The organism is Kluyvera sp. EC_51, from assembly GCF_019584505.1.
In the GTDB taxonomy this organism is placed as follows: Bacteria; Pseudomonadota; Gammaproteobacteria; order Enterobacterales; family Enterobacteriaceae; genus Kluyvera; species Kluyvera sichuanensis.
Genome location: NZ_VDAG01000079.1, coordinates 18,278 through 31,954, shown reverse-complemented (window position 1 = coordinate 31,954; position 13,677 = coordinate 18,278). Strand labels below are relative to the sequence as shown.

Below are 13,677 nucleotides of genomic sequence, written 5' to 3'. Positions count from 1 at the left end.
ACAGAAGCCTGTCACGCGAAATCATATGCTTAACACAATAATTCTGCCGCCAGTCTGGCCACCAGCACATTCGACAATAGAACCGGCACATCCAGCGCTTTTTGTAACAAGTCGCGGTGACGCTGGTGATAGCTCAACGAGTCGAGTACCAACACGTCGGCCCCCTGTTCCAGCAGCGAGTTGCCCGCTGAAATCAGATGCTGGTCGGTATCAATATTCGGGTTCGCCAGCGCGTAATAGGGCAAATTGGACAGCATCTGCCACTTCTCCTGCTGGGCATCGAGAATCGCTTCAATGGGGACCAATACCCCGACCTGATGTCCCTCGACGATAGAGGCGACCAACGGTGGAATAATACGCTGAGGTTCCAGCAGTATCGCATTGCGCGCCACCATGCTGCGTAATTTAAACGTATTCAGTAAAAGAATGACGTCATAGGATTGATTGTCCAGCACCTCAATGACGGCCTGCAGGCTGTGCTCGACTTTCAGACGGGAAACTTCAACAAACTGGTTATCATTCAACAGAACCAGCAAACGTGCTTCACCGGGTTCTGGTGCATACTCTTCCATGACTTGCGCACGGCTCATTTTGCCTAACAGGCTAATGTGGGTGATTTGATCTTCCCTGATGTGCTCGGTCAATAGCGGCAATACTTCACTGACGGGCACCACCCCTATCGTAAGAATCGCCATCGTTGCACTCATGTTATCTACCTTCTGCTTCTCACATGCTCGTTTTACACATAGCCACCTGGATGGATGAAAAATACCGCTCAGAAGCGTAGCAGTTCATCCAACGGGTGGAATGTAAAGATTCCAGTTATTTCCAATACTCTCCTGATATGTTTGTATTTTAACTTTTCTATAACATTAATAATAAGCTAAAAATGTGACTTACGCACAATATAACCACGAAATAAAAGTGGTTATATCGGCAGTCAGAAGGAAAACCTGAGGAGGAGAAAATAAAGAGAGAAAAGAGAGAGCAGACGGGCCCTGCTAGCTGGCCGTGGCCAGGTGCAGAGCATCAAGAATCAGCGTGACAACACGTTCTGGTGCCGCAGAGGCATCAACAACGTAATGAGCGGTTTCACGGTACAGCGCATCTCGCTGCGCCAGCACTTCCGCCACTTCTTCGCTAATCGGTTTACCGGTCAGCGTCGGGCGCTGGGACTCTTCTGGAAAGGCTTCCAGACGACGCGCCAGAACCGGTACCGGGGCGTTCAAATAGATAACCACACCGTTCTGGCGCATAAATTCGCGGTTAACGGGTGCAAGAATAATACCGCCGCCCGTTGCCACCACCGTGCTCGGTTGAGTGACTGACATCAATGTTTGAGTCTCACGTGCGCGGAATCCCGCCCAGCCTTCAAGGTCGACAATCTCCGCCACGCTCATACCGGACTGCTGCTGTAACGCCAGGTCAGTATCAACAAAGTGAAAATGGCAGGCATGGGTAAGCGCTTGACCTATCGTCGTTTTTCCGCAGCCTCGGGCTCCGATAAGAAAAATCGGCTGTGTCATGACCTGGAATTCCCCCTGATGACGCGTAAATGCGGGATGTGTAGATGATGCGCTAATGATATCACCAAACTAGTACGCAAGTAAGTGTAAACTTTATATTACATTCTGATATGACTGGAGACATGTTTTACCGCTACACGCTGCTATAATGCGCAAATTAAGCGTAAAAAAAACATGCCACAAACGTGTCGCTAACAGTACATGAAAGTGTCAGGCTTTGACAAGTCAGACATCGCGGCAAAAGGTAGCACATTTATGTGACAGAAATCACGTCAGCCGCGTTTGACCGCCAGCAGCCATTTATCCAGCTCAGCGGCAAACTGTTGGCGATCGCGCTGGGAGAGCGCCGCAGGCCCGCCAGTCTGAATACCGCTGGAGCGCATGGTGTCCATAAAATCACGCAGGGTTAAGCGCTCTTTGATGGTCGCCTCGCTGTAGCGTTCACCGCGAGGATTCAGCGCCGCGCCGCCCTTTTCTAACACCTCAGCCGCCAGCGGGATATCGGCAGTGATCACCAGATCGCCGGGCTCGCAGAGGCGAACGATTTCGTTATCGGCCACGTCGAACCCTTTTGGCACCACCATTGCGCGGATAAAACGCGACGGCGGCACGCGCAGATACTGGTTAGCGACCAGTACCAGCTCAATCTGCGTGCGGTCTGCGGCGCGAAACAGCACCTCTTTAATCACGTTCGGACAAGCGTCCGCATCAACCCAAATGGTCATCGATACTCCTGAGTGAATATTATCGCAAAGCGTGATTATACAGAGAGCCGGGGCGCGTACGTACTAATTGCCAGCTGAATGATAAAAGTAGGTTACCCATCGCCGGGAATCGCCTATAACAGTAAACTACGAAAAAAACAGACAGAGGGAGAGAGAAATGGAGAAGAAGATTGGCTTCATTGGCTGCGGCAACATGGGGAAAGCCATTCTTGGTGGCCTGATTGCCAGCGGCCAGGTACTTCCTGGGCAGATTTGGGTCTACACGCCGTCACCGGATAAAGTGGCCGCGCTGCGCGACGAATTCGGCATTAACGCGGCGCAAAGCCCGCAGGAAGTGGCTCAGGTTGCCGACATCGTCTTTGGTGCCGTGAAGCCGGGCATCATGGTTAAAGTGTTGAGTGATATCGCCTCGAGCCTGAATAAAGACTCACTGGTAGTGTCCATCGCAGCGGGCGTAACCCTGGAGCAGCTGGCGCGCGCGCTGGGCCACGATCGTAAAATCGTACGCGCCATGCCCAATACCCCATCGCTGGTGAATGCCGGGATGACCTCCGTTACCCCAAACGCGCTGGTGACACCGGAAGATATCGCCGATGTGCTGAATATTTTCCGCTGCTTTGGTGCGGCTGAAGAGATCGCTGAAGCGATGATCCACCCGGTGGTGGGCGTTAGCGGCTCGGCTCCAGCCTATGTCTTTATGTTTATCGAAGCGATGGCCGATGCCGCCGTGTTGGGCGGTATGCCGCGTGCTCAGGCCTATAAGTTTGCAGCACAGGCGGTCATGGGCTCGGCGAAGATGGTGCTGGAAACCGGTAAGCATCCGGGTGAGCTGAAGGATATGGTCTGCTCGCCTGGCGGGACCACTATTGAAGCCGTGCGCGTGCTGGAAGAGAAAGGCTTCCGCTCCGCGGTCATCGAAGCGATGGCCAAATGCATGGAAAAATCAGAGAAGATGAGTAAATCATAAGTCGCAGGCCCGGCATCACGCCGGGCCTGATTTTCTTGCCATAAAAAAAGCGCCCACGGCGCCGTTAGTTATTTGTTTTTCAGACAGGTGCTCATAAAGGTTTTACGTTCGTCGCCCTTTAAGGTTTTGGTGGCGGCCTGCGCGTTACAGTCCTTCATTTTTTGCTGCTGCGGAGTCAGTTTTTTGCCATCAGCGGCCGCACTTTCCCCCTTCAGACAGCTGCTCATAAAGGTTTTACGCTCATCACCTTTCAGGGTTTTTGACGCGGCTTCATGATTACACGTGCTCATGCGCTGCTGCTGCGGCGTCAGGGTTTTCTCCGGCGCAGCCGCCGTCGTTGCCGCAGACACGGCACCCGCCGTAAACAGACCACACAGTAGGGTAACCAGTAATGTTGTTTTCATTGCACCATCCTTTTGTGAGTAGAACTCTGTAAGTCTGGTCGCTGGAAGGAATATTACCAACCCGACGACAAAATATTGCCGTCGGGCGAGTGTCAGGGCTTAAAGCCCCAGCGCCGCTTTCATGGTGTAGTAGAGGTCCGTCTGGTCGGTCAGGCCAACCACGTTCGCCGCGTGCGGGCCGTAGGCCGCAATGCGCAACTGGGTGCCGGTATGCTCCATCGACTCCTCTTCCGAGTTGCCGTAGCTCATTACCATCACCGAACCATCTTTGGTGTTGAGCGCCTGCGTCAGGCCAGGTGCCTTCGTTTCCGGTGGGATAATCTGGCTGGCGTGGGCATGGTCAGCGGTGACGATCACCAGCGTATTGCCGTCTTTTTTGGCAAATTCCAGTGCTTTCTGTACCGCTTCATCCAGATCGACCGTTTCGCCAATCTGGCCACACGGGTTTGCCGCGTGGTCCTGTTTATCAATCGACGCGCCTTCTACCTGCAGGAAGAACCCTTTTTCACTGGTGCTCAGCAGAGAGATAGCTTTATCGGTCATCTGCGCGAGGGTCGGTACGCTGGCATCGCGTTTCGGGTTCGGCGCACAGGTCACGACAGGTTTATCGAGGTTACCGTGGAAGGAGGCTTTCGGCCCTTCCCAGCGTACCGGCATGTTGCCGTCTGAGAACAGACCCAGCAGCGGCTTATCCTGGTTTGCCTGGGTAATCGCCGCCAGCGTCGTGGCGTTATCAACGAGCTGATAACCCCGCGCCTGCGCCTGTTCACGCAGCGTTTTCCCCTGCCATTCCCCCGCCGTTGCGGTTTCAGCAAAGGTCTTCGCACCGCCGCCCAGCGTCACGTCCGCGCGTGCATTCAGCAGCTGTTCGGTGATGGAGCCCTTGCCGCCTTTCTCCAGAGCATTGGTTGGGCATTTTTCGCTGGTCACGCTCGGGCCGTAGCATTTACGTGAGGTCACATGCGATACCAGCGCAGCAGGAGTGGCGTCCTGCAGTTCGGCGGTAGAAACGTTCCCCGTTGCCAGGCCAGCTGCTTTTGCCAGCTCGAGAATGGTCTGGTGATCTTTTTCGTGGATGTCCACGCCCAGCGCACCGTTATAGGTTTTCACCCCGGTACTCCAGGCCGTCGCGGACGCCGCAGAATCGGTGACATAATCCGGCTTACCGGTTTTTTTATTCAGCGCGTAGTGCGTGTACTGCCCGGTTAACGGCAGCGCATCGATACCTTTGAAATAACCGCCCGCCCCTTCAGCATAGTTACGCGCAGCGGTAATTTCAGAATCGCCCATCCCATCGCCAATCAGCAGAATAACGTTTTTGGCCTGCTTATTATTCAAAGAGGCGCGAATGGCTTCAGTTTGATCGGCAGATAAACGGCGAGCACCGCCCGGCTGGGTAATATCCCCTTGCGCGGCACGGTTATCCAGAACGGCAGTTGATGTGTCCGCGTGTGCGGCAGATAAACCCAGAAGAGGTAATAATGCGGCAAAAATAGCACTGTATTTCACGTTAGTTTCTCCATGTACAAATACTTAAAAAATGAAACATGGAGACTGTAAGAAAAGTGCGTGACATTTTAATGACACCCAAAATGATGTCATTACCTACTAATTTTAGGGATGCAGAAATAACCGTTTAACATGGTTATATAAGAGTTCGCTATTATGGTCGCTGGTGTGTTCTGCAGGGGCGAGTTTATTCAACGTCGCGGCTATTTCATCCTCCAGTACCGGGCCAGAACCTTGCTGTACATGCTGTAAAAGCGTGGTCACCACCACTTCAAGTGCATCGACCTGAATACGTAACGCGTTTGCTTCATCTTCCTTTTCGGCCAGTTTGACCAGCAGTTCTGCAATGAAATTTTTCATCGCGCGTTTTCCTTGTATGACGGCATGGGCAGGACTCAAGCCCTGAAAAAATAAATAGACCGCAAAACCTTACGGCGCTATTCCCCCTTCAGCAACACCGAATAGAATTACAATATATTACGTATTCTGCAATAGTCCTCGGCAAAAATATAATCCTCATCAATATCATGGAATTACTTACCGGTATCGCCAGCGAAACGTTTTTCTCATTAAATAATGCAAGGCGCAAAGAGGGAATATGAAGAGTGTAGTGCGGTAATCAGGGAATAAACGCCGCCGCGTTTATTCCCCTCTCAATGCCGGTATTACTGACGTACGGGTTGCGCCCGACGCAGCATTACCGCTAATTGCCAGAGGTTAATCAGCACAATCACCGCGGTGACAATAAAAACCCAGCGGAAGCCGGCCATCGCCGAAATGGATGCACCTATTAACGGGCCGGCCACGTTACCCAGGTACATAAAGGACTGGTTATAACCAAAAATACGCCCGGTGACGCGCTCGCTAATATACTTCAGCAGCAGCGTTTGTACCGCAGGCAGCATCGCGCCATCGGCAAAGCCAAGAATAAAGCGCAGCACGCCCAACTGGAACGGCGTGGTGACAAACGACATGGCAAAGAACAGCACCACTGCAAACGTCAGCGTACCCAGCAATATGCGGCCCGTGCCGATACGATCGCCAAGCTTACCCAGCCTTGGTGCCGAAATAAGGGCCGACACGCCGGGGACGGCGGCAATCATGCCGCTCAAGAAGGCGATATTACTGCTGTCTGGCGACATCGATTTAATAAACAGCGCCAGAATCGGGCTGATTGACCCGTTACACAACTGGATAACCATGGTGGTGACGAACAGGCTAATCACCAGCCCCGGATAAGGCAGCGTCGCAAATACCGCTTTCCCGCTGAGCTTCTCCCCTTTATTGAACTGCGGGCGCGGGCCCTCTTTAATCAGGAACAACGTCACCAGGAAGCTCACCAGCAGCAGGAACGCGGTGATGTAAAAGACCATTCTCAGGCCAACGTGGTCGGCCAGGAAGCCGCCAAGCAGCGGCCCACCGATAACGCCAGTGATTTGCGCCGTGGACAGCGTGCTGAGTGCCCAACCGCTGCGCTCACGCGGCACCTGGGAGGCCACCAGCGCCATCGCGTTAGGAATGTAGCCGGAGGTTAAGCCCATTACCGCACGCAGGAAAAAGAGCTGCCAGACGTTGGTTGCAAAAGCCTGCAGCAGGATAGCAATCGCCATCCCCAACGAGGCACGCAGCAGCATAAGCTTACGGCCTTTACGGTCGGCCAGGCTGCCCCACATTGGCGAAACAATGGCAGAAACCAGGAAGGTGACGCTGAAGGTTAACCCAGACCACATGGAGAGAGATTCATGGGAGGTGACGCCCAACTGCGCCACGTAAAGCGGCAAAAACGGTAAGATCTGGCTGATAGCCAACCCGGTGAAAAAACAACCGAGCCAAACTGAAATAAGGTTAACCTTCCAGGATTCCATAACTACACGTATTCGTTCTTTTTGCGAGGACAAGTAAACAGGTTAGCAAGTTGCGCTTTGCGCCGTATTGTCAGAGATGCTTAATGCATTATTTCAGAACAATATCAGCCACTCAGCGCTTTTGTGTGATAAATATCACGCTTCAGACGCTATTATGCAGTCACTTATTCTTAAGCTCCGCCTGCGATTTACGCACTTTGATATGGAAAAGGCAGATGCCTCCCCGCACCCGTGGTATGTTATGTGCTTTGCGTTTGGAATGGATGGAATTTGAGATGGCAAAGTTGCGGGTTGGGATTGTTTTTGGCGGCAAATCAGCGGAGCACGAAGTCTCCCTACAGTCTGCTAAAAATATCGTAGAAGCGATTGATAAGACGCGTTTTGAGGTCGTTCTGCTGGGGATCGATAAGCAGGGGCAGTGGCACATCAGCGATGCGCAAAACTACCTGTTAAACGCCCACGATCCTGCCCATATCGCGCTACGCCCTTCCGATATCACGCTAGCCCATATCCCTGGCAAAGCGCATCAGCAGATGATCAATGCTGCAAGCGGCCAACCGCTGGATGCCATCGATGTGATTTTCCCGATTGTTCACGGCACCCTGGGTGAAGACGGTTCCCTGCAGGGCATGCTGCGTATGGCAAACCTGCCGTTCGTCGGCTCTGACGTCCTGGGTTCCGCTGCCTGTATGGATAAAGACGTCACCAAGCGTCTGCTGCGCGACGCCGGGCTTTCTATCGCGCCGTTTGTGACGTTAACCCGTCGCACCCGTGACAGCTTCTCGTTCGATGAGATTAAAGCGAAGCTCGGTCTGCCGCTGTTCGTTAAACCGGCAAACCAGGGGTCATCCGTCGGCGTCAGCAAGGTGAACAGTGCCGAACAGTATCAACAGGCCGTGGCGCTGGCGTTTGAATTTGACCACAAAGTGGTGGTTGAACAGGGCATTAAAGGGCGTGAAATTGAGTGCGCGGTGCTTGGCAACGATGACCCGCAGGCCAGCACCTGTGGCGAAATCGTCCTGAACAGCGAATTCTACGCCTACGACACCAAGTATATTGACGATAACGGCGCGAAAGTGGTGGTTCCGGCGGCGATCTCCGCCGAAGTGAACGACAAGATTCGTCATGTTGCGATTGAAGCCTACCAGACCTTAGGCTGCAGCGGGATGGCGCGCGTTGACGTGTTCCTGACCGAAAACAACGAGGTGGTGATTAACGAAATCAACACCCTGCCGGGCTTCACCAATATCAGCATGTATCCAAAACTGTGGCAGGCCAGCGGTCTGGATTACACCTCGCTGATTACGCGTTTGATTGAGCTGGCGCTGGAACGTCATCAGGCCGATAAGGCGCTGAAAACGTCGATGAACGACTAAGGCTTTTCCCCGGTGTCGCTGCGCTCGGCCGGGCTACCGGTTGTGCAGCGACGTCGGAAATACATTCGCAAAACAAATTACTCTTCTCGACGGCGAATGATAAAACCAGCCAGCCAGAAGCTAATCACCCAGGTCACCATCCCCACGGCATAGGTTTGCCAGCCTTTAGCCTCGAACCCGAGCAGCCCGACAATCCCGTTCAGAATAAAGATAAGACCAATGGCAAAGGCATAGTAATGCCAGTCACGGCGAATTTTTGCAGGCAGGTTCATAGCGGCTCCAGCATAAAAAAACGATGATGCCATAAACCCGCGTCAGCGTCTGTGGTGTAAACAACAATTCGCAGATGTTAAATCAATTAACGTCAAGCCGGAAACGGACAATCAATAAGCCTGAATGATAATCCAGGACTATTCCTGCTCAAAATTTACCATAAATCCGATATTGACAATCCCTTTCTGCTGCCACACTCACCCCAGTATCACGAAACGATCGGCATTTACGTTATCCTGGAGGTCTCAATGACAGATTTCACGTTGTCAAAACTCATGTTCAGTGGGAAAAAGAGGGACTCCTCCGCCTCAGGCAATCTGGCCTACGCGCTTTTCGTTCTGCTCTGCTTTTCGGTCGGCGCGCAACTGTTGACTCTGGTGGTTCACGCACCCGGTGTCTATGAACATCTGATGCAAATGCAGGACAGTGGTCGCCCGCGCGTTGAAATTGGCCTTGGCGTGAGTACGCTATTTGGCGTGGTGCCGTTCCTGGCAGGCTGCGCTATTCTGGGCGTGGTCTCCCTCGTACGCCGCCTGCGTCATCACGATTAATTGATGGCCATACATTTGGCCCGACGCTCATCCACCCGTTTTGCAAACCACGCCGTGGTTAATTTACGGGTGATCTTCGGGCTTTCAAGCTGAATCCCCGGCAACATCTCTTTTGCCAGCGATTTACCCGCCTTCTGCTCCGCAATTTTATAAACCCCTTGATAGAGCGCCGTAGTTTCAAACGCCTGGCTATCGCCTTTTTGCAACTGACGATGGATGTCGCTATTGCTGAGCGAAAGCTTGCTGGCAAGCTTTCTGACCGCCATTTCCGTGCTGCCCGGCTCATCGCTACCGTAGAGAATCACATCACCGTCGAGCGCCAGTTTCACGCCAGTGGCCTTGCTCACCGCGTACTGGAATGCCGCATTACGGCTGGCATACCAGCCAGCGTTAAAATCAGCAAAACGATAAATCGGCGCCGTGTAGCTAGCCGGATAATTCAGCAGATGATAAGTACCAAACCACAGGCCTCCGCGCAGGGTAAAGACCTCCTGACGCACGGTACCGTCCATCTTCCATGGATAGCCGTTCTGGTGCTGCTCGGCAAAGGCGATGCTTACCTGCATCGGCCCTCCGGTGTGTACCGGATTCAACGAGCCGAACAGCTTCTGCCCCATCGGCACCATACCGATAAAGTCATCAAAAATAGCGCTGAGCTGTTTTTCCGTTTTGACCGTATCCAGCCGTTCACTGTAGCTCTTACCGGTAGGAGAGTTAATTTTCAGCGCCGTATGCACCAGGAAGACGGGGATATGCATTTTCTCGGCACGACGATCGATCTCCTGCCAGGCAATTTTGCTTAACCCCGGCACCGCCGGATCTGCCTGGTAGTTAGACTCCTGCTGCGCCACCGCCAGCACCGAACAGATATTTTCCTCGGTTGGTGCAAGCTTCTGGCTTTCAAACGTTTTCGCCAGCGCCTGCGCCCAGGCATCGCGATCCTTCACGCTGGCCGGCATTTTTTGCCGCACGACGCTTGCCACATCTACCGGTTTTTCTCCCGCCTTCATCGTGGGTGCCTGCTGGCTGGTACAGGCGCTGAGCAGTACCGCCAGGAAAGGCACAGGGAGCGCAAGGTAGCGCGATGCGGCAATCGCCATAAGATATCCTTATAAAATTAAAGCGTTTTTATTAAGCCTGCGGCTGAGCAATCTCATCCGGTATGTCTTTATTATCCAGTTCTCGCTCAAAGCTGCGCAGACGTTTGTAGATGGACATCAGTTCCACCAGCGTGGTCCAGGAGCTAATCAGGTACTGGAATGACCCACGTACCTGGCCGAAAACGTTGGTAATCTGCGTCATCAGGCCGAGCGTAATCGTACCGGCAACAATTGACGGAAACAGCAGGAACAACCCGAAAACGTTATCCACCTGCAGATACAAAATGCGGGCGATATTGAAGTACATGTAATGGAAGTAAAGGCGGAAGTAGTTCTGACGTACCGCGCTAAACAGTTCTCGCACGGTTGGCGGCGTCGCGCGGCTCGCATCATCTTCACCGTACACCAGTTCTTTACGATAAGCCGCTTCGACACGCTGATTCTTAAAGTTCAGCCCCGGCAGTTTGATCCCCACCACAGCCAGCATCCCAGTCCCCATCAGCGACCAGACGATAGCCGCAATCACCAGCCCATAAGGAACATGGCCAATAATCGGCAGGTCAGGAACGTGCGCCGAGAGCGTTACCAGCACCGGCAGGAAGGCAATCAGTGTCATAATGGCATTGATAAAGCTGGTGCCCATATCTTCCAGCGTCGAGGCAAAGCGCATCGTATCTTCCTGCACACGCTGCGCGGCACCTTCGATATGACGCAGATGCTGCCAGTGTGTCATATAGTGTTCGTTCATCGCCGTACGCCAGCGGAAGACATAATGGCTGACAAAGAAGTTATTCAGTACCCCAATCACCACGGCGATAAGCGCAATCCCCAGGAAGATACCGATCTCCTGGTAAAACTGGTTAATCGAGACTTTGTTCGGCGTTGCCAATGCGGTCTGGATGAGGTCGTAGAACGGTGCATACCAGGCGTTAATCGCCACGCCGACTTCCACCATAAACCATGTCACGAAGATGATGAGCGCGGTGCCCAGTATGGACCAGTACTGCCAGCGATGCGGGCTGCGAATAAACCAATAGCCAGCAAACAAGCCAACGCACACCAGATAGTAAGCATAAAAGATCAGGTAGTTCATCGACCAGAAGCGCGCGGCGCTGATCGGAACATCGTTACTCGCGCCCGTCAGGCGAAGTAAGTAGCTGCCGCCGCCCACCTGCCAGAAAATGACCGCTACCATTGCCCAAATAAATGCCGAGAGAAAAAATGGACCCGGCTTAGGGAAAAAAGACTTAAACATAGTGCTCTCCTGCTAACTTCTTATGATTCTGCTTTGTGCTGTGACAACAGAATACCGCTACGGATCATTTTTACCGTAAAGAGGTATTAGGCGATGTAACTGTGCAATCAGACCTGAAAATGGCGATAGAGTTCGCCAGACGGCATCGTATGTATCATACGCGCCGGATCACAAAAGTGCGTATCCACCTCAATGAATAATCTCTGCATTTACGCTCGGTTACGTTTTTCCCGCTATCATACCGTTTAATGGCGCTGTGCCAGATGCCGATTCATTGTATTTTTAGTATAAATACGCATTACTTCCCCATTTCTATTTATGGATGCATCCGTTGAAACGTAGTCTGCTTTTTTCTGCCGCGCTCTGCGTGGCGTCATTGACCTCGGTGCAGGCCGCTCAGCCTCTTACCACCCCCGCGTTTGCGTCCGATATTGTTGACCGCTACGCCAATCATATTTATTACGGCAGCGGTGCAACCGGTATGGCACTGGTGGTTATCGATGGTAACCAGCGGGTGTTCAGAAGCTTTGGCGAGACGCGCCCAGGCAACAACGTGCATCCCCAGCTCGATTCCGTTATCCGTATTGCCTCACTGAGTAAGCTAATGACCAGCGAGATGCTGGTAAAACTGCTCGACCAGGGCGTGGTGAAGCTTGACGATCCGCTCAGCAAATATGCCCCGCCGGGTGCACGTGTTCCAACCTATAACGGCACGCCGATAACCCTGGTCAATCTGGCAACCCATACCAGCAGCCTGCCGCGCGAAATGCCAGGCGGTGCGGCTAATCGCCCGGTCTTCGTCTGGCCAACGCAGTCTCAGCGCTGGAGCTATCTCTCCACAGCAAAACTGCATGCCGCGCCAGGATCACAGGCGAGCTATTCGAATCTAGCGTTTGACCTGTTGGCCGATGCGCTGGGCAACGCCACGCATAAGCCTTATCCGCAGCTGTTTGAAGAGCAGATTGCCCGTCCGCTGGGCATGAAGGACACCACCTTTACCCCCTCACCGGATCAATGTGGTCGTCTGATGGTCGCGGAAAAAGGGGCAAGCCCGTGCAATAACACCCTCGCGGCAATGGGCAGCGGCGGCGTTTATTCCACGCCGGGCGATATGATGCGCTGGATGCAGCAGTATCTTTCATCGGATTTCTATCATCGCAGCAGTCAGGCCGATCGCATGCAAACCCTGGTTTACAAGCGTAATCAACTCACCCGCGTGGTGGGTATGGACGTTCCGGGTCATGCTGATGCATTAGGGTTAGGCTGGGTCTATATGGCGCCGAAAAATGGCCGACCGGGTATTATCCAGAAAACCGGCGGTGGCGGCGGTTTTATCACTTATATGGCGATGATACCTCAGGCTAACGTGGGCGCATTTGTGGTGGTCACGCGTTCTCCGCTTACCCGCTTTGTGAATATGAGCGACGGTATCAACGAGTTGGTAACCGAACTGAGCGGCAACAAAGCTGCCGTCATTCCGGCGTCTTAATAGTGAGTAGGCAAGCGCGTGATGCTAACGAGTTTGCCTTTCTCCATCTCGATATACTCCCCTTTGCGTAACGCGGAGAGCACTTCGGCTATGACTGAACGTGAGATTCGCGTGCGCTGCTGAATATAGCTCAGCACCCCCATTCGCGAACGGATATCTTCATCCCAGTCGATCATCGTCAGCAGCGTCGAGCGGATCTGGTGGTAATGGTTGGCGCCAATGAGCTGTCTGTCACGCATTTCCAGCATCCGGATTTGCCATGTCATCCAGTAAAATGCTTCTCGCCATAGCTGATAGCGCTCCAGGCACTTGAGCGTTTCCCGTGACGGAAGATAGTAACCACGGCAGTTGCTCTCTGCGACCAACTGGTATTCATTACGGATGGTATTAGCAGCAGCCGCCAGACCAAAAATCGACGGACTGTGTACGATGCCGTACAGAATATGCCCCTCACTGCGGTGCAGCGACACCGCGCCCTGCTGAACGACAACCGTGACATCATTCATGGTGCAATTGGCAGGAAGAAGCATCTCCCCAGCAGCAATCTGGAAGCGCGTCCCGATTTGAGACAGTTTTTTATCAAGAGCCATGAATTCATTGAGCGGCTTGCTTGAAGAAGGCATGTTATGCAATCCCT

Annotated in this window: 15 protein-coding genes; 4 read left to right on the top strand and 11 right to left on the bottom strand. The window is 53.1% G+C overall.

Going from position 1 to position 13,677, the window contains the following annotated elements:
* Positions 1 to 29: 29 nt before the first annotated feature.
* From FHC49_RS14090 to FHC49_RS14080, 3 genes are all read right to left on the bottom strand, one after another.
* Positions 30 to 707, bottom strand: a complete 678-nt coding sequence (locus tag FHC49_RS14090) for an AroM family protein (protein ID WP_185667195.1) — start codon at positions 705 to 707, stop codon at positions 30 to 32.
* 294 nt (positions 708 to 1,001) lie between these two features.
* Positions 1,002 to 1,526, bottom strand: a complete 525-nt coding sequence (aroL, locus tag FHC49_RS14085) for a shikimate kinase AroL (RefSeq protein WP_185667196.1) — start codon at positions 1,524 to 1,526, stop codon at positions 1,002 to 1,004.
* Between the two features lie 272 nt (positions 1,527 to 1,798).
* Positions 1,799 to 2,251: a YaiI/YqxD family protein gene (locus FHC49_RS14080; protein ID WP_220440106.1), complete on the bottom strand. Its 453-nt coding sequence runs from the start codon at positions 2,249 to 2,251 to the stop codon at positions 1,799 to 1,801.
* 157 nt (positions 2,252 to 2,408) lie between these two features.
* Between FHC49_RS14080 and proC the strand changes: the two genes are divergently transcribed.
* Entirely contained in the window at positions 2,409 to 3,218 is an 810-nt protein-coding gene (gene proC / locus FHC49_RS14075) for a pyrroline-5-carboxylate reductase (protein ID WP_185667198.1), read from the top strand.
* Between the two features lie 68 nt (positions 3,219 to 3,286).
* Here the strand turns inward: proC and FHC49_RS14070 are convergent, their stop codons facing one another.
* From FHC49_RS14070 to FHC49_RS14055, 4 genes are all read right to left on the bottom strand, one after another.
* Positions 3,287 to 3,622: a PsiF family protein gene (locus FHC49_RS14070; RefSeq protein WP_185667199.1), complete on the bottom strand. Its 336-nt coding sequence runs from the start codon at positions 3,620 to 3,622 to the stop codon at positions 3,287 to 3,289.
* Positions 3,623 to 3,721: 99 nt separating this feature from the next.
* Complete coding sequence (gene phoA, locus FHC49_RS14065; protein ID WP_220440105.1) at positions 3,722 to 5,131, bottom strand: alkaline phosphatase; 1,410 nt, start codon at positions 5,129 to 5,131, stop codon at positions 3,722 to 3,724.
* 105 nt (positions 5,132 to 5,236) lie between these two features.
* Positions 5,237 to 5,491 carry a sigma-S stabilization anti-adapter protein IraP gene (locus tag FHC49_RS14060; protein ID WP_185667201.1) on the bottom strand — a complete coding sequence of 85 codons (255 nt, stop codon included), beginning with the start codon at positions 5,489 to 5,491 and terminating at the stop codon, positions 5,237 to 5,239.
* Positions 5,492 to 5,796: 305 nt separating this feature from the next.
* A complete protein-coding gene (locus FHC49_RS14055; RefSeq protein WP_185667202.1) occupies positions 5,797 to 6,996 on the bottom strand; it encodes a multidrug efflux MFS transporter in 1,200 nt (399 codons plus the stop codon).
* Between the two features lie 275 nt (positions 6,997 to 7,271).
* Here FHC49_RS14055 and ddlA point away from each other — a divergent pair, with 275 nt between their 5' ends.
* Positions 7,272 to 8,372: a D-alanine--D-alanine ligase gene (gene ddlA / locus FHC49_RS14050; protein WP_185667203.1), complete on the top strand. Its 1,101-nt coding sequence runs from the start codon at positions 7,272 to 7,274 to the stop codon at positions 8,370 to 8,372.
* A gap of 77 nt (positions 8,373 to 8,449) precedes the next feature.
* Here the strand turns inward: ddlA and FHC49_RS14045 are convergent, their stop codons facing one another.
* Positions 8,450 to 8,644, bottom strand: coding sequence for a DUF2754 family protein (locus FHC49_RS14045; protein ID WP_185667204.1), 195 nt, complete (start codon positions 8,642 to 8,644; stop codon positions 8,450 to 8,452).
* A 249-nt stretch (positions 8,645 to 8,893) separates the two neighbouring features.
* Between FHC49_RS14045 and FHC49_RS14040 the strand changes: the two genes are divergently transcribed.
* The gene (locus tag FHC49_RS14040) at positions 8,894 to 9,196 is read left to right on the top strand and encodes a DUF2755 family protein (RefSeq protein WP_185667205.1); all 303 of its coding nucleotides are present in this window, start codon (positions 8,894 to 8,896) and stop codon (positions 9,194 to 9,196) included.
* Here the strand turns inward: FHC49_RS14040 and FHC49_RS14035 are convergent.
* Positions 9,193 to 10,296, bottom strand: coding sequence for a DUF1615 domain-containing protein (locus tag FHC49_RS14035; protein WP_185667206.1), 1,104 nt, complete (start codon positions 10,294 to 10,296; stop codon positions 9,193 to 9,195). The two genes, FHC49_RS14040 and FHC49_RS14035, sit on opposite strands and share 4 nt — an antisense overlap.
* Before the next feature lie 31 nt (positions 10,297 to 10,327).
* Entirely contained in the window at positions 10,328 to 11,551 is a 1,224-nt protein-coding gene (gene sbmA / locus FHC49_RS14030) for a peptide antibiotic transporter SbmA (RefSeq protein WP_220440104.1), read from the bottom strand.
* A 331-nt stretch (positions 11,552 to 11,882) separates the two neighbouring features.
* Between sbmA and ampH the strand changes: the two genes are divergently transcribed.
* Positions 11,883 to 13,040 carry a D-alanyl-D-alanine-carboxypeptidase/endopeptidase AmpH gene (ampH, locus tag FHC49_RS14025; RefSeq protein WP_220440103.1) on the top strand — a complete coding sequence of 386 codons (1,158 nt, stop codon included), beginning with the start codon at positions 11,883 to 11,885 and terminating at the stop codon, positions 13,038 to 13,040.
* Here the strand turns inward: ampH and FHC49_RS14020 are convergent.
* Complete coding sequence (locus FHC49_RS14020) at positions 13,037 to 13,663, bottom strand: helix-turn-helix domain-containing protein (protein WP_220440102.1); 627 nt, start codon at positions 13,661 to 13,663, stop codon at positions 13,037 to 13,039. The genes ampH and FHC49_RS14020 overlap by 4 nt on opposite strands.
* Positions 13,664 to 13,677: the final 14 nt, after the last annotated feature.